The organism is Agrobacterium larrymoorei (genome assembly GCF_037722385.1).
In the GTDB taxonomy this organism is placed as follows: Bacteria; Pseudomonadota; Alphaproteobacteria; order Rhizobiales; family Rhizobiaceae; genus Agrobacterium; species Agrobacterium larrymoorei_C.
Genome location: NZ_JBBKAQ010000001.1, coordinates 678,036 through 692,628 on the forward strand (window position 1 = coordinate 678,036; position 14,593 = coordinate 692,628).

Below are 14,593 nucleotides of genomic sequence, written 5' to 3' on the forward strand. Positions count from 1 at the left end.
CTGGGGGTAGCTCTCGGGAGGTCAGTATTCAACTAGCACAAATGCCAGTGGCCAATTCGAAAGGGGTTTCCTTGAATGCCGGGCTTTGACCCACAACCAGGAGGGAGAGCAGGGATGCGCAAACCCATCGAGCAACGGATCAGGGAGCTGGAAGAACAGAAGAAGGCGCTGCAATCGCGGCTGGAGAAGCAGCAGCGGGCAGAGACGACACGGCGCAGGATGCTGCTCGGATCGTTCGTTCTGGAGCGGCTGGAGCAGGACGAACCTCCCGCCCATCAACAAGGACGGATGGACGGCAAGCAGTTGAGGCAATGGCTGGCTCGCGAGTTTCCGGCTTACCTCAGCCGCGATACAGACCGGCTGCTGTTCGTCGATCTCCTATGGCCGCAGAACGAGCCCAATCATTCGACGCAGGCCGGGCAAGGGATAGGCGTCGACGGCAAGGACAATGAGGCTCCAGTGACGCATCGAGATCACGCGCAACGCTCCACGGGCGAGGACGGAGGGACCGTGCAGTCATGACGGTCTGGGGCTTTGTGAAGGCGGTTGTGACGGCACCCTTCCTGGCAGTCATCTGTGCAGCAATTGGCTGGGTGAACGCAGGCACCATCATCTTCCTCGACTTCGTGGTCCATTGGGCCTTGGGCCTGGAGCAGGGGCTGATCAGTCAGCTCCTGCTGGTCGTGGCAAAACATCTGCCGCTTGTGTTCGGAGTGTTCGGATTCATGGGGGCATTCGTCTCCGATGTGCCGGTGCAATCCGTGTTCGGCACGGCACGCTGGGCAAGTGCAAAAGACATCGCATCGATGAAAGGAAAGGATCGTGCCGGTCTCATCATCGGACGCGATCCGCAGAAAAAGGCGTTGCTGCGCTATGACGGTCCATCGCATCTGATGACGATAGCGCCGACCCGCACCGGCAAAGGTGTCGGTACGATCATTCCAAACCTGCTGACGGGCGAGCGCTCGGTCATCTGCATCGATCCGAAAGGCGAGAATGCCAGGATCACGGCGCGGGCAAGGGAAGGTTTTGGAGCACTGCATGTGCTCGACCCGTTCGGGGTGACGGATCGGCCATCATCCTGCTTCAATCCATTCGCTCATCTGGACGCAAACGATCTCGATATTGCCGAGCATGCCGGCACGCTTGCCGATGCTCTGGTCTATGACGAACCGGGGAGTTCTGGTGACGCGCACTGGAACGAGGAAGCCAAGGCACTGATTGCCGGTTTGATCATGATGGTGGTCGCCAGCGAACCGCCGCATCTTCGTCATCCGGCAACGTTGCGCGACTATCTGACCAGACCGCCAAAGGCATTTGCCGACCTGCTGACACGGATGCAGGAGAGCACATCCTGTGAGGGTCTGATAGCACGCGCCGCCAACCGGCATTTGGGCAAGTCCGATAGCGAGGCATCGGGCGTTCTGTCATCGGCGCAACGGCATACTCACTTCCTCGATAGTCCACGCATGAAGCGGCTGATGGAGCGATCGGATTTTCAGTTCATCGATCTGAAGCAAAGAACGCAGAGCGTCTTCCTGGTGCTGCCACCGGACAGGCTTGGCACCTATGCACGGTGACTGCGATTGATGATCAGCCAGAGCCTGACGGAGATGGTGACGACGCGCAACGGTGCATCGCCATCCCAAAGCATTACCGCGTCAGAAGTGACCGCGACAACATTCGGCAAGCAGAAGAGAGCCGTTCCCGCAAACAAGTCCGTGCTGTTCCTGCTCGACGAGTTTGCGAGCCTGGGACGGTTAGATGCTGTCGAGCGTGCCATGGGGCTGATGGCAGGCTACGGCGTGCAGCTCTGGCCGATCCTTCAGGACATGCATCAACTGCGGAGTCTCTACGTCAAAGGCGCCAACACCTTCCTCGCCAATGCCGGCGTACTGCAGGTGTTTGGTGTGAACGACATCGAGACGGCAGAGCTTGTTGCGCGCTCGATTGGCAAGCGCGATGCGTGTTACATGACGGCCTCTTACGGTGAAGGTAAGCAGACGAACTCGGAGCATATCGCTGCCCGCGACCTCATCAATGCCGACGAGATCATGCGACTGCCAGACGACAGAATGATCCTTCTGCGCCAGGGGCACTATCCGGCAAAGCTCACCAAGATCCGGTACTACGAGGACAAGGAGTTCAAAGGAATGTTCGAGGGGATCTGAGAGCGATGCGAGCGACAGGCAAATCGCTGACCTAGCCATCGACATCGAACGTCAACGTGGTTCAGCAAGCAACGAGAGTGGGCACTCACTGCGACGGAAGATAGAGGGCGATGATCGAGCCTGGCCTGACGGGAACGCGCTCCCAGATAGCGCCGAAGTGAGCGGCAGGACAGGCGCGCCCCGTGCTCTGAAGGTAGAGATGGAAACGCCGGTAAGGCTATCAGCGGGCAAGGCTTCAGACACTAAGACGAAAGCCGCCTGGATGAGGCCAGGCGGCTTTCGTTGAGCAAGGACAAGAGATAATCAGCCCTTGCGATCGAGCTCGTGTTCGACCTTGTCGCGGCTGTTGCCAACCGACTTGATCGCACTCGTTACAGCGTCCTTTGAAACGTGCTCCTTGTTGGCCTCGTAGCGGACTTCATGATCCTGCCCGCCAGCCACGCGCTCGCGATCCTGGTTACGGCCTCGGGTTGTCTCCGACATCGTTCTTCTCCTCATGTTGAGGAAGACTAACCCGGCGGGGTTCTGCTGGTTCCTGACAGCGAACGGCGATGCAATTGTCTTCGTGTCAGTTCGTTTGGTTGAACGGCCTTAAGCTTACGCATGGGTCGTTCTTACAAGAGGCGAGGACCGCAGATGGAGATTGCATCTGCGATAGACGACATCAGGAACAAGCGTGGGTACCAGCCACATCTGGACCTCCAGAAATCGACTAGCACTTTTGCCATTTGATGAATGTTACGAAGCGTATAAGGTCCATGGATACCACCAGCGCGATAAGATCGCGGCATAATTAGAAGTCAGTCAGACCCCGTTCCCATGATGAAATCCTCCCTCGATCATATCCCGCATAGAAAGCAGCGAGAGCTCGCCCGTGCGCTTGAGATCCTGCACGAGGAGTTCGAGGATGCGCTGAACGAAGGCACCGCCGACTTCAAGAAGCGCGGACGCATTCTCAAGATCATCCTCTTCGGTTCTTATGCACGCGGCACCTTTGTCGACGAGCCGCACACGATGAAGGGCTATCGCTCGGATTTCGATTTGCTGGTGATCGTCAACAATCGCAAGCTGACGGATCATGCCACCTATTGGTACAAGGCGGCAGACCGGATTATCCGCGACAGCTTCATCGAAACGCCGACGCAGTTCATCGTCCACTCGCTGCGCGAGGTGAACACGGAGCTGAAGAAGGGGCACTACTTCTTCTCCGACATCCGCAAGGAAGGCATTGTTCTCTACGAGCTTGATGACGAGCCGTTGGCTGAGCCGAAGCCGTTAAATGCGGAGGAGCGGTTAGCGGTCGCACGGGAGCATTTCAATGAGAGGCATGGACTTGCTCTTTCATTCATGAAAGTCGCGCGCTTTTGTATCAGCGAAAAAGATCTTCGGCTCGGCGCTTTCGAATTGCATCAGTGCATCGAGCAAGCGTACTCCTGTATTATCCTGACCCTGACCAACTACGCGCCTGCCTCACACAACATTAAGTTCCTGCGCTCACTTGCCGAAGAGCAGGATCTGCGGCTGGTGGAAGCGTTTCCACGGTATCACCACCGGCAAAGAGCCTGGTTTAACACAATCAACGAAGCCTATGTTAAGGCTCGGTATTCGAAACATTTCGAGATCAGCGAAGAGACGCTGGTCTGGCTAGGGGAGCGAACTGCCCATCTCCTGGAATTGGTGAAGGTCGTGTGCGACGAGCATATCCAGAAGCTGGAGCAGGATGTCTCGCGGGAAAACACGTAACGCCAGATTCCGATCAGAATTCTGGCTTATCAGTTTTAGTAGTCAGAGCCGGCGATCCGCCGGCAGTTACATTTCGTGCCGATGACAGTATGCAGTGAACGTGACGTAATCTCCGGTGGTCGTACGAACGCGTAAGTATCGTCGAGAAATCGTGGGGTCTGCTGTCGAAGGCTGCCCTGTCCGTCCCCCGGGCGGCAGCCTTCCGTCGCCATCTCAAGCGCCGGGTGCCGCGGGATTGGGATTTAGTAGCTTTGCAGGAAGTTGGAAAAAATACGAATATCCTCCTTGCCCGCCGCAGCGGTCGGATGACTGATGTGCATTAAACAGGTTTCGGAACCCAAGTTGGGCGAGCGCGTGTCAAGAAATATTGGGAATGTTATCAAATGCAACGAATCAGGATGCGAAAAAAAACAGCGTATTTCGTTTTTGTAGCATTATTTGCAGCGCTGTTTTCAAGCGCGTGGATTGTGTTCGGCCCATTTTCATTAGGTGCTTTCGTTGCGTTTATCGTTCTGCTGTTCGGCATGAGACTGATTTTGCGAAGGTGCTTTGAATTTTACGAGCGTTGAAAGAACTCGTGAAGTGATTGGTTGGATGAGTATGGTGATCATGAGGAAGCGCCTGAAAAATATGTTAAAGCAAGGGAAGTGAATCCTGCCAGGTTTCTGTGTCGGTCCGGGCTCCGACTATATGATTAGCAGGGGAGAAGCGACACCCTATGAAAGTGCGGTTGTTGCTGAAGTCTGTCAGGCTGCTGCACATCGCAGGGTACGCGCATGACGACGCCTGTTGCTGGCGCGCTGCTGGTGGGGGCCGATTGGCTGGGTGACGCATGATGTTCTTTCGGCAGTAACAATCATCGGCGACGCTTATATCATCAGTCAGCAGATCTCGAAGGCGGACGACCGCACAACACTTCGCAAGACAACGATGCGTCCGACTGCGCGAAGGAGAAGAAAGAGAAGGAAAAGATCGGGCAGATGGATGCGGATTCTACCCATAAGCTAGGCGACAAGGACTTTAACAGAGACAGACCGGGCACGGTCGACGATGCGAACAAGGATTTTGACGACCTCGTTGGAGGCAATGCGATCGATAAAAGGAAATGGTATTAGGATAGGCAAGCTGTCTGACGGCCGGACCGTAACGGTGCGACCTGAAAGTAAAAGCAATGGGCCAACACTTGATATTATCAAGCCGAACGGACGGCCTTTCCGAAAATACAGATATCCTGGCAGCCCATCGACATGAGGCCAAAGATGAAATCCGATCGATATGGAATAGACAAGGAAGTTTGCCGTAGGAACGGTTGCAGGATTTTCTTTGGCGTGGACTGGCTGGATGACGCCGAATTTGAAGCCTTCGAGGCATTTTTTGGCTCGCGTCAGTTGTTCGTTTCAAGCGGCGATAATCCACTCGAGGGTTCATCCGCCTCTTCGTTTTCCGAAGCGGTTAAACTGGAAAGTGAGTTTGTCGACGAAGAGAAGTATATTCTGTCGCCGAACGACGCGCTCATTTATGTGAGCGATGGCCGAGATGTTTTCCTTGTCGCCGCACCAAGCGAGCGTCTTGCAGAGTTAAGGGCCGAGATTTCGGCGCGAGGCGGGAGCACATATTCCTCCCTCGTGCGCACAGGCACCATTGAACCCAAGAAGCAGGTCAGGGCGTATTTCGATTATTGGGCGGATATGAACTTTGAGATCGATTGACATCTCGGCAGAATGTCGGTCCAACCTTCTTCGAGTACCATAGTCAGGAAAAATCAAGGTTCAAACTGTCCGTCGTCGAAGAAGATGAGAACATCAAGATGACGTCAGCAAAGGTAGAGCTGAATTAGGCATGTTTCGCGCCCTTTTTAGAGCAATGATATTAGCGGGTGCATTGACGCCTTTCCTCGAGACGCATGTGGCGGCGGCGAACATGGAGGTGATAAAACCAGTAAAAACTCATATTACGATAATCGTCGATGATCCTGTTCTCAGAACCGGAGGAACGGTTCTCGTGGTGCCGCATGAGGTCTCCCAGGACGTTTGGCATAAACTTCGCAATCGACCGGAGAAATCTGTGCTTCAGGATAATCCGAAGGCTAGGGAAATCAGGGACGAGGACAAGTTGCTGGAGGTAGTGGTTTCCAGCAAGGTTTCCGTTGTCGAGTTCGACTATCCAGCTGACGGGACTTACGGGTTCAATCTGGTTTCCGGGGATAACTCCAGGCAGTCTGCCCTGAGCACAAAACGCGTTTTGGTGGGCAGCGGATATTACACCGATCAAAAGACAGGAACGCGAGTCGACTGGGACGAGGTTTCAACGATCCACATCTTTGGGCCTGACGTTGATGAGAGTTTTAGCCGATCGGTGAGAATCTCATCTAACGAAATAATGAATAGTGGCGCCCACAAAGTTGCGGGTGAGGGATTTGTAGTTTATCGGCTCAACGATGAGCAGATAAACCGGGCAGTGATCAAAGAGCCGAAATAGGAGCAACTATGTCGAGGTTCACACTTTATACGAGCTTTTTCACATAAATGTAGCCCATAGGATGCTTGCAGACAGTGCGTGAGAGACGATGTGCCGTTGCCGCAAAGTGCATGGTTCGATGACGCCATCAACATAATCCTGAGAGGTCCATTTCGACGTGTTCGGCCGCTTTGACCTAACCCGCTTCCTTCACTACACGAGTTTAATTCGCAATCGCGAACTCTGACAGATGAAGCATGGTCAAGTTTTCAAAACCCATTGACGCCAAGCGGTCCGCCTTCCAAAAGCAGGGGCTCTGCTGGATGATGTTGACCTCGTCGATATCATCGTCGTTGTACGCACTTGGATTGTAACGCCGGCCAGCGAGATGTGGGATATTTCGTTCTACGGACCGCACGCGACGCCCTACTTTATGAGTGAGCGCGACCAGCGTGATGTGCAGGAGCGTGAGACATTGTGATCAGATTTATGGTCTATACTAGAATTTGTGTTTTCACGATCAAGAACCGTCCGCTGTAGCGCAGCAATCAGCAATCAGGATGAGACGCTCATTGAGATTGCCGCTAAACAGGTCGCGATTGATGATCAGTCAGAGCCTGAAGTAGATGGTGAGCGCGCGCAGAGGCACATCACCATCCGAAAGCGTCACCACGCTAGACGGGGCCGCTACGACATGGTCAACGCCAGGTCCTTGACTGCGCGCGTCGAAATAGATAATTAAACGTGTCATTTTGTCATTTGAAGATATGTTTAGGTATCATATGTCAATAGAGACGACTATATTGGTTGAGATCGGCGGTCTCTTGAAGGCAGCGCGTAAAGGCTTGGATCTGACACAAGAGCAGGTCGCCGAGATGGCTGGCATATCGCGGCCACGCTATCGCGAGATTGAGAGCGGAAAGAGCGCTGCCCGCACGACCACGCTGATCAATATCGCACGTGCGCTTGGTCTTGAACTGATGTTCATCCCGCAACCGATGGTGCCAGCTGTCAATGCGCTGCTTCAGCCGCATGGCAGCGACGACGATTTGCCCGCGTTCGTTTCCAGTTCCAACGGTGATGACGATGCCTGATGCGTATCTCGATCCAAAGTCCATCTCCTCGCTTGAGGTGCTGCTGAACAACCTTAAGGTCGGCACAATTGTCCGGACGCCTGGTGACTTCAATGCATTTAGTTTCGAGGAAAGCTATCGCGCGACTGGTGGCTCTCCTGTGTTGAGCCTGTCCTTTCGGGCGGCAAGCGGAGGCTTGCGTAAAGACCCGAAGCCTGTCGCCAGGGCCTTGCCAGCTTTTTTTGCCAATCTGCTTCCAGAAGACAAACTGCGCGAGGCGATGGAGAAGCACCATGCCGGCAGCGTTCGGCCCGGCAATGATTTCGATCTTCTTGCGGCGCTCGGTGCGGATTTGCCAGGAGCTGTCCGCATCGTACCGAGCGAAGGCGCGATCGCTCTGCTCAATGCCACCTCACGTCCTGAACCGAAAGCCCGGTTTTCTCTTGCTGGGGTGCAGATGAAGCTCTCTGTTATCAAGAATACCGGCAAGGGCGGTGGTCTCACCTTGCCCTTGGGCGACGAGCAGGGTTCGTATATTGCAAAATTTCCGTGGACATCGTTTCCAGGTGTTTCCGAAAACGAATATGCCAATCTGGCTCTAGCCGAAGCAATCGGCATGGATGTACCGGAACGAGAACTTGTCGATCAATCGGAATTCGAAGATATTCCGAAAGAATTTGAGACGCTTTCGGATGGAAAGGTCTTGCTCATCAAACGCTTTGATCGCGGCACGGGAGCGACGCGGATCCACATCGAGGACTTTGCGCAGGTGTTTGGCATTTATCCATCGCGTAAGTATGAAGGGGCCGCCTATCACGATATCGCTGCGGCTCTGAACGTTGCTGTTTCCCCAGCCGCGGCGCTGGAATTCGTCCGCCGGTTGGCTCTGGCTGCGGTAACGGGAAATGGTGACATGCATTTAAAAAATTGGTCGCTAATTTATCGCGGAGCAGGAGACAAACCCGAGCTTGCGCCGGTTTACGATGTCCTTTCGACGATTCCCTACATTCCGACAGATGCCATGGCGTTATCCGTCTTGGGCGATCGGTCCTTCAAAGCACTGAGTGCCCAGCGCTGGAAAGCGTTCGCAAGGCGTGCGCGATTGCCGGAGGCTGCTGTTCTGAGAGCGGTGGTCGATACCGTCGAGCGCGTCAACCAAATCTGGTGGTCGATGCCGCAGCGCGAGGTCGTGCCGATAAAAGTGCTCGAACGGATTGATACCCATGTCAAACTCATGACGCCAATTCTAAGTACCCCAGGCGACTAGCTTGCTCTTGCCAGATATGAATACGTTTCGATCGAGGTTGCAGTTTGTCCAACTGTCGAATAGCGGACGCAAAGAGCTGCAGGTTTGGGTGGCAAGCGTCGTCATTGATCTGCCTGTTTTGAGTCGCGATTATCATGATAGAGATTGCATATGGGATTCGGCGTATTCATCCACCGCACAGACACGATCTACGATGATAGCCCGGCTGAGCAGTATCAGTTCCCTGGCCAGTATCTCGGTCGCGTTCAAAGCTGTGCCGGAGATTGGATCATCTACTATGAACCTCGAAAGGTCGCTGCAACGCGTGGATATTTCGCTGTCGCCAAGGTCGCTGAGGTTATTCCAGATCCCAAAGCGCCAGGCATGTATGTGGCGCTAATCGAACCTGGCAGCTATCTCGATTTCGTAAACCCAGTTGCGTTTAGTGGGCAGGATGGTGTTGTTGAGCGAGGTGTACTGAACGAAGCGGGGCGGATTTCAGGCCGTGCACAGGCTGCGGTCCGATCATTATCTGCTGCCGATTTCAATCGGATTCTGTCGTTGGGATTGGCGGAAGATCAACTCGAATTGCCGCGTACGGGCAAGTCGCTGGAAACGTCACCGCTGAACGATCTGTCCGATAGGGTTCAGGAGCCCTTCCTATTCGAGAACGATAGGGAGCGGATCATGCAGCTGTCGTCTCGAGTTGTCAGAGATCGGCTGTTTCGGCGTCTCGTCCTACAAGCCTACGACAAACGATGCGCGATAACTGGACTCAAGCTGATTAACGGTGGTGGTCGTGCCGAGGTAGACGCGGCTCATATCCGGCCGGTCGAGAAAAATGGGCCTGATATCCTAGTGAACGGAATCGCGCTCTCTGGAACCGCTCACTGGATGTTCGACCGGGGGATTATCTCTCTGTCGGATGAACTCGAGATCCTGATTTCGCGTCACGCGAACGATCGCGATAGCATTCTAGGGCTAATCAACAAGACGGGAAGAGCGATTGTCCCGAGCGGTGTTTACCAACGGCCGCATCCCCAGTTTTTAAGTTGGCATCGCGAAAACACCTTCAAGCATTGAGGTTGACCGACGAGTTTATCCAATGCCCTCGGGCGCGCGGATCAAGCGCAGCGCGGATCTACGACTACATGGTCCCTATTTATGACGATTGAGCCAGTTCTACTACGTATACCGCTCTGGCAGATCCCGCAGCGATGGCGACATTAGGTTTACTTGCAACAGGGATATGACGAGATGGAGCAGCTCTCAGGTTTCGGGACCAATTGTAGTCAAGCTTTCCGCCAACCGAAAGCAGTCGCTCTGCTGGTTGCGATATGCTCGGACCATTTCTAAAGGGCTCTGGTAACTGGTACCATATGATCAACAGGTCGGATGGTGTGGCAATGTATCTCGAAGTTGGTTCTCGCAATTGAGACAATCTAATCATCTGTTCCGACATAGACGTGATGAGCGACAATGCCGGTGGACAGTTCAGGCACAAGGACGGCATGCTCTTTGGCGCTCGATCGCAATTACGCCGGTGCACAGCATCTAGCCGATTCCAATGTCGGGTTTTGGCCCAAACCGGTCATGCGCTCAGCTTTCTCACAATCTCCGCCACACTATCTTCGACAGACAGAAGGGAGGTGTCTAGGCGCAAATCGGCTTTCCAAGGCTTGTAGTTCGTGGTCTGGATTGCCGCCCAAGAGGGTGGCGACAGTCCTTCGACAGAGGGTGATCTTGTCTCGGCGCGCTGGCGATGGACCGCGGCATCAGAGCAAACTATTTCGATCTCGATGAAGTTACTGCCGGACTCAGCCGCGACATTTCGAAATGCACTCCTGGTTACAGGCAAGGGGTTCACGGAATCTGCGATGACCCTGTGCCCAAGCCGCAGATTATCGGTCGCCAATCGATATAGTGTCACATACCCACTCGGACCAACATCCATTCCCTCCGCTAATGGTGCGGATGTACGAATTGCCTGCTCGACTGTGTCCACTCTCAGATAAAGCGCCCCTATCCTCAGTGCCAGCGCCTGCGCAACCGTGCTTTTTCCCGACCCAGGGAGTCCGCCGAAAATAATAAGCATCATTCAACCTCGTTCCACGAGGCCAACTTAACGGACTTGTCTTTCAATGTCTCCTGTCGGCGCATCCCTGCTAAAGCAGCAGTAGGCCCAAAGCCGTCGTCTGTCACTCCCGTGAGAAGACCGCAATGGATGTGGAAAGCCGCGGATGGCTACTCCAAGTCTTCTTGAGCAAATTCATCGGTCACATGAATGTCGGTCATCTCAAGACGGCCCGGACCCATGTTAATATATTTGTGTGGTAAGTTGGCCGGACCGAACACGATCTGACCTTCCCTAGCCTCCAGCTGCTGTTCACCGACGGTAAAAAGCGCCCGTCCTTGCCGCACTATAAAGACCTCGTCATAGGGATGTTTGTGTAGCCTGGGGCCGGAGCCGGTTTCGTCCGTGGTATAAAACATGACCGAAACGTTAGTGCCAAATACGCTTCCTTGGAATTCGCCGTGCCATGCGCTGTCCTTTTCGGCCCATTGAGCGCGCTCGAGGAGCACTGCTTTGTTTCGCATCGAAATTACCCTTCCGTCAGGACTGCAGCTCCCGCCAAACTAAACACCAAACATGCAGCAGTGCAAATTTCAGCGACACGCCGATTGCGGTCGCAGAACAAGTTTCGCCGCAAGTCCGCTTCTGGCGCAAAGCGGCAGCACAGGCAGCAGTTGCCCCAGAGCGGTCATTCGCTCTTCGGAGCAATATTGGTGAAATCCTGACTTCCGATCCCCGCAAGGTGCCGCAAAGAGGTCGCAAAAGTCAGACATTTGCTCCTGACTTTCGCGACGGAAATTTCCCCTCAAATTCAGGGGCGGATGATCTGTGGCGAAATTTAGGAATTTCGTGACAGCCCGAGCCACGACAGGGCAGGATGCTCACCTTGCACGACGCGCTCGACAATGCTGGGAACGATATTTAGCCCTAAGTCGCTATTCATGAATACGACGAAGGCGGCGCGTTTTGCGGGTACTGCCAAAACGAAAGCAGTCATCCCTGGGTTCGCGCCCCAATGGAAGAACGCCTTGGCGTCTGGTTCCAATCCCCAGCCTAGGCCCCAATATACCCCGGTTTCTGTTTCGGGCGGGGTGCTCTCCAATGCTTCGAAGCGTCCCTTTGGCGTTGGTATCTGTGGCTCCGTCCATAGACGAGCGGCCTTCTCCGACAACAGGACCCCATCCATCGCCGCAACAACGAACCTTCCATAATCGATGGCTGTCGTGTGGAGGGAAAAGGCGGCGTTCGCTCGATCCGGCTTAAACTTCGCTTCTGCTTTTCCCGCGCTATCGTGGCCGAATGCAGCGTCGTCATCGAAGCTGTCTCGCCAGATGAAACTTGAATTGTTCATCCCAAGGGGATCGAAGACGCACCGCTCAATGACGTTAGCCAGAGGTTCGCCGGTCAGCCGTTCGAGGGCCGATTGGAGGTATACGAATCCCTCACCCGAATAACTGAACCGAGAGCCGGGAGGGAAATAGGTTTGTAGAGGAACATCGTTTCGACGCCAGTTTGGCAGTCCGGTGGTGTGGGAGAGGACATGGCGCGCTGTGATGGTTGCCGAGGCAGGATCGTGGGGCACCAATGGGCCAGCAAATCGGGAAAGCGGCTCATCCAAATCAAGCTTGCCATCATCCACGAGTTGGAGTGCAGCGTGTGCGACGACCGGTTTGCTCAGAGAAGCGGCTTCAAACACGGTCTGGCTGGCAACCGGCGCGCCTGTCTCTGTATTTCGAACCCCGAAGGCGCGAATGTCCTCCGATCCGTCTTCCGCAATGAATATCGACAGGCCCGGAACGCGAGCGGATTTCATCAACTCCGAAATGTGAGTTTCGAAATTTTTCTTCTCTGATCTCAAATTAAGCCTACTCCTTATCGCGAAAATTCCGATTAAGGCGACACTTGTTTTCCTGACTTTTGCGACATCGCAGAATAGGGAGTTTTGCGGCAGCCGCAACGTCCGGTGTTGGCCCAAAGCAGTCATTGGCCGTTTCACAAGTCGGTCGCGAAACTCTGATTTTTGCACGTGAGGTTACGACAAAAATTCCCTTTTAATATTCAAGTGCGGTCGATCTGTCGCGGAGTTAGAAGTTCCGCGGGATAGTGATATCGGCAAGGTATTGATCGAGGTGATCTCTCCATAGCGTAGGCTTGAACATCAACGCATGGCCCATAGGAGCAGCAACAAACTTCCCCAGACCTCCGGATGACAGAAACCGTTCGAAGTTGTCTTTGCAATGCCCGATCCGGTAATACTGGTCGTAACTACCGTGCAGCCAAAGCGTCGAAATCCCGCTACGTGCACCACGTTCGAAGATCAGCGGATTGACGGTTTCATGGCTTGGGCAGCCTTTTCCCAGCCAGCCGCCATTGAAATTAACGGCACCTCGGAATGTATTCGGCCGCATCCCCGCATATGCTATCGCCAAGATGCCGCCGCGAGAAACACCACCGACAGCAAGTTGGTCCTGATCCACGTCAGGCCGCTCTCGCACATGACGTACGACGGCATCCACATCCTCTACAGCCCGTTCGAAGCCGGCAATCGCAACCTCAAGATTGCAGGAATAGCCCGAGCCATCGGCAGCAAGCCCTTCTCCCTCGGCGTTGTGGAAACAACGCCATCCAGCCCCGATCAACGAAGTAGTCTCCTACGACAGCCGGACATATCGTCCTCGAATAGAGGGCCTTGTTTTGGCCTCGTCCGGTAGAGCCATGGTTGAAAATGATCGTCGGATATGGGCCGTCATGTCGAGGTTTGGTTGCAACGACTTCCAAACTAACACCGGCATCGCCGGATGGTATGAAAAATTTCTGATACTTCATTGGGCCTCGTACCGATTGTCTGTCGCAAACTCCAAAGATCTTAAGCGTAGTGAATTTTAGATTTCGCAATCCTACGCCATGTAACCGCCATCCATGACGAGCGGACTACCGAGCATGAAGGAAGCGGCCTCTGAGCAAAGCCAGAGAACCCCGTTAGCGACCTCGTCGGGTGTTCCAAGTCGGCCTATGGGCTCTTGTCCTAGGATTTGAGCGCCGACTTGCTCATTTTTTTTCATAAAATTCTCGACTGGCGACGTGCCAATCCAACCGGGGCAGATCGCGGTAATCCGAACGCCGTCCTTGGCGTGTTCAAGCGCCGCACTCCGCGTCAGGCCCAGTACTCCGTGCTTGGCGGCGGCATATGCGGCCCCTCCTGGTAGGGGATAACCTCTAAGTCCGTCGACAGATGAGTTATTTACGATGACACCGCGTCCGGCTTTGACCATGGCGGGCAATTGGTAGCGCATACAGAGGAAGACCGATGTAAGATAACCGTTGATCGTCTTGCCCCATGCGTCCTCGCTCATGCTCGTTATTGGAGACATTTTTCCCCCGCTGCCAGCGTTGTTGAAGGCATAGTCAATCTTTCCATGTTCATTTAGTATCGAAGATATAAGCCTTTCGACGTCGCGACCGTCCGTCACATCGCATTGAGTCCAGCTTCCACTTCCCTCGTTCGCGAGTGTGGTCAGGGCTTGCTTCGCACGTTTCTCATTGCGGCTGGTAATGATGACGGTTGCGCCCTCGCGAGCGAAAGCTCGTGCTGTCGCCAGCCCAATTCCCGTGCTGCCGCCTGTGACGAGAGCGATCTTGCGATTCATTTCTGGGTATCTTTTTGGCGGCAGTTCATGCGGCATAGATCAGTCTCCTCGTGTCGCGAAGATCTCAAATTGAATCGAACTTTGCTTTCCTGATTTTTGCGACGTCGCAGAATAAGAAGTTTTGGTGCATCCGCAATGTCTGCAATTGGCGCAATCCCGCCGAACAGTTCTCTCCTTGGCAC

At 54.3% G+C, this 14,593-nt stretch carries 13 protein-coding genes and 1 pseudogene; 8 read left to right on the plus strand and 6 right to left on the minus strand.

Features of this window, described 5'->3' with window-relative positions:
* Positions 1-114: 114 nt before the first annotated feature.
* Both WKI41_RS02985 and WKI41_RS02990 read left to right on the plus strand, forming a co-directional pair.
* Positions 115-522: a mobilization protein gene (locus WKI41_RS02985; protein ID WP_340192017.1), complete on the plus strand. Its 408-nt coding sequence runs from the start codon at positions 115-117 to the stop codon at positions 520-522.
* A 203-nt stretch (positions 523-725) separates the two neighbouring features.
* Positions 726-2,171, plus strand: a pseudogene (locus WKI41_RS02990) (type IV secretory system conjugative DNA transfer family protein).
* 303 nt (positions 2,172-2,474) lie between these two features.
* Here WKI41_RS02990 and WKI41_RS02995 read toward each other — a convergent pair.
* Positions 2,475-2,654: a DUF3606 domain-containing protein gene (locus tag WKI41_RS02995; RefSeq protein ID WP_340192018.1), complete on the minus strand. Its 180-nt coding sequence runs from the start codon at positions 2,652-2,654 to the stop codon at positions 2,475-2,477.
* Between the two features lie 336 nt (positions 2,655-2,990).
* Between WKI41_RS02995 and WKI41_RS03000 the strand changes: the two genes are divergently transcribed.
* The 6 genes from WKI41_RS03000 to WKI41_RS03025 all read left to right on the plus strand — a co-directional run bounded on the left by WKI41_RS03000 (position 2,991) and on the right by WKI41_RS03025 (position 9,773).
* Positions 2,991-3,914 carry a nucleotidyltransferase and HEPN domain-containing protein gene (locus WKI41_RS03000; RefSeq protein WP_340192019.1) on the plus strand — a complete coding sequence of 308 codons (924 nt, stop codon included), beginning with the start codon at positions 2,991-2,993 and terminating at the stop codon, positions 3,912-3,914.
* A 1,259-nt stretch (positions 3,915-5,173) separates the two neighbouring features.
* Entirely contained in the window at positions 5,174-5,623 is a 450-nt protein-coding gene (locus tag WKI41_RS03005; RefSeq protein ID WP_340192020.1) for a hypothetical protein, read from the plus strand.
* 130 nt (positions 5,624-5,753) lie between these two features.
* Positions 5,754-6,392, plus strand: a complete 639-nt coding sequence (locus WKI41_RS03010) for a hypothetical protein (RefSeq protein WP_340192021.1) — start codon at positions 5,754-5,756, stop codon at positions 6,390-6,392.
* A gap of 761 nt (positions 6,393-7,153) precedes the next feature.
* On the plus strand, positions 7,154-7,465 hold the full coding sequence (locus WKI41_RS03015; protein ID WP_340192022.1) for a helix-turn-helix domain-containing protein: 312 nt from the start codon (positions 7,154-7,156) through the stop codon (positions 7,463-7,465).
* A complete protein-coding gene (locus WKI41_RS03020; RefSeq protein ID WP_340192023.1) occupies positions 7,458-8,711 on the plus strand; it encodes a type II toxin-antitoxin system HipA family toxin in 1,254 nt (417 codons plus the stop codon). Before WKI41_RS03015 ends, WKI41_RS03020 begins: the two co-directional genes overlap by 8 nt.
* Before the next feature lie 150 nt (positions 8,712-8,861).
* The gene (locus tag WKI41_RS03025) at positions 8,862-9,773 is read left to right on the plus strand and encodes an HNH endonuclease (RefSeq protein ID WP_340192024.1); all 912 of its coding nucleotides are present in this window, start codon (positions 8,862-8,864) and stop codon (positions 9,771-9,773) included.
* Between the two features lie 508 nt (positions 9,774-10,281).
* Here WKI41_RS03025 and WKI41_RS03030 read toward each other — a convergent pair.
* From WKI41_RS03030 to WKI41_RS03050, 5 genes are all read right to left on the minus strand, one after another.
* Entirely contained in the window at positions 10,282-10,785 is a 504-nt protein-coding gene (locus tag WKI41_RS03030; RefSeq protein ID WP_340192306.1) for an AAA family ATPase, read from the minus strand.
* A 149-nt stretch (positions 10,786-10,934) separates the two neighbouring features.
* Positions 10,935-11,288 (minus strand): cupin domain-containing protein, encoded by a 354-nt coding sequence (locus tag WKI41_RS03035; RefSeq protein ID WP_340192025.1) that lies wholly within the window; start codon positions 11,286-11,288, stop codon positions 10,935-10,937.
* Positions 11,289-11,602: 314 nt separating this feature from the next.
* Positions 11,603-12,622, minus strand: coding sequence for a serine hydrolase domain-containing protein (locus WKI41_RS03040; RefSeq protein ID WP_340192026.1), 1,020 nt, complete (start codon positions 12,620-12,622; stop codon positions 11,603-11,605).
* Positions 12,623-12,848: 226 nt separating this feature from the next.
* The gene (locus tag WKI41_RS03045) at positions 12,849-13,403 is read right to left on the minus strand and encodes an alpha/beta hydrolase (protein WP_340192027.1); all 555 of its coding nucleotides are present in this window, start codon (positions 13,401-13,403) and stop codon (positions 12,849-12,851) included.
* A 258-nt stretch (positions 13,404-13,661) separates the two neighbouring features.
* A complete protein-coding gene (locus WKI41_RS03050; RefSeq protein ID WP_340192028.1) occupies positions 13,662-14,447 on the minus strand; it encodes an SDR family NAD(P)-dependent oxidoreductase in 786 nt (261 codons plus the stop codon).
* Between the last annotated feature and the right edge of the window lie 146 nt (positions 14,448-14,593).

What these genes read in the sequence shown, in the direction of transcription:
- WKI41_RS02985 (WP_340192017.1), top strand. Translation starts at nt 115, where the DNA reads ATGCGCAAACCCATCGAGCAACGGATCAGGGAGCTGGAAGAACAGAAG.
- WKI41_RS02995 (WP_340192018.1), bottom strand. Translation starts at nt 2,654, where the DNA reads ATGTCGGAGACAACCCGAGGCCGTAACCAGGATCGCGAGCGCGTGGCT.
- WKI41_RS03000 (WP_340192019.1), top strand. Translation starts at nt 2,991, where the DNA reads ATGATGAAATCCTCCCTCGATCATATCCCGCATAGAAAGCAGCGAGAG.
- WKI41_RS03005 (WP_340192020.1), top strand. Translation starts at nt 5,174, where the DNA reads ATGAAATCCGATCGATATGGAATAGACAAGGAAGTTTGCCGTAGGAAC.
- WKI41_RS03010 (WP_340192021.1), top strand. Translation starts at nt 5,754, where the DNA reads ATGTTTCGCGCCCTTTTTAGAGCAATGATATTAGCGGGTGCATTGACG.
- WKI41_RS03015 (WP_340192022.1), top strand. Translation starts at nt 7,154, where the DNA reads ATGTCAATAGAGACGACTATATTGGTTGAGATCGGCGGTCTCTTGAAG.
- WKI41_RS03020 (WP_340192023.1), top strand. Translation starts at nt 7,458, where the DNA reads ATGCCTGATGCGTATCTCGATCCAAAGTCCATCTCCTCGCTTGAGGTG.
- WKI41_RS03025 (WP_340192024.1), top strand. Translation starts at nt 8,862, where the DNA reads ATGGGATTCGGCGTATTCATCCACCGCACAGACACGATCTACGATGAT.
- WKI41_RS03030 (WP_340192306.1), bottom strand. Translation starts at nt 10,785, where the DNA reads ATGCTTATTATTTTCGGCGGACTCCCTGGGTCGGGAAAAAGCACGGTT.
- WKI41_RS03035 (WP_340192025.1), bottom strand. Translation starts at nt 11,288, where the DNA reads ATGCGAAACAAAGCAGTGCTCCTCGAGCGCGCTCAATGGGCCGAAAAG.
- WKI41_RS03050 (WP_340192028.1), bottom strand. Translation starts at nt 14,447, where the DNA reads ATGCCGCATGAACTGCCGCCAAAAAGATACCCAGAAATGAATCGCAAG.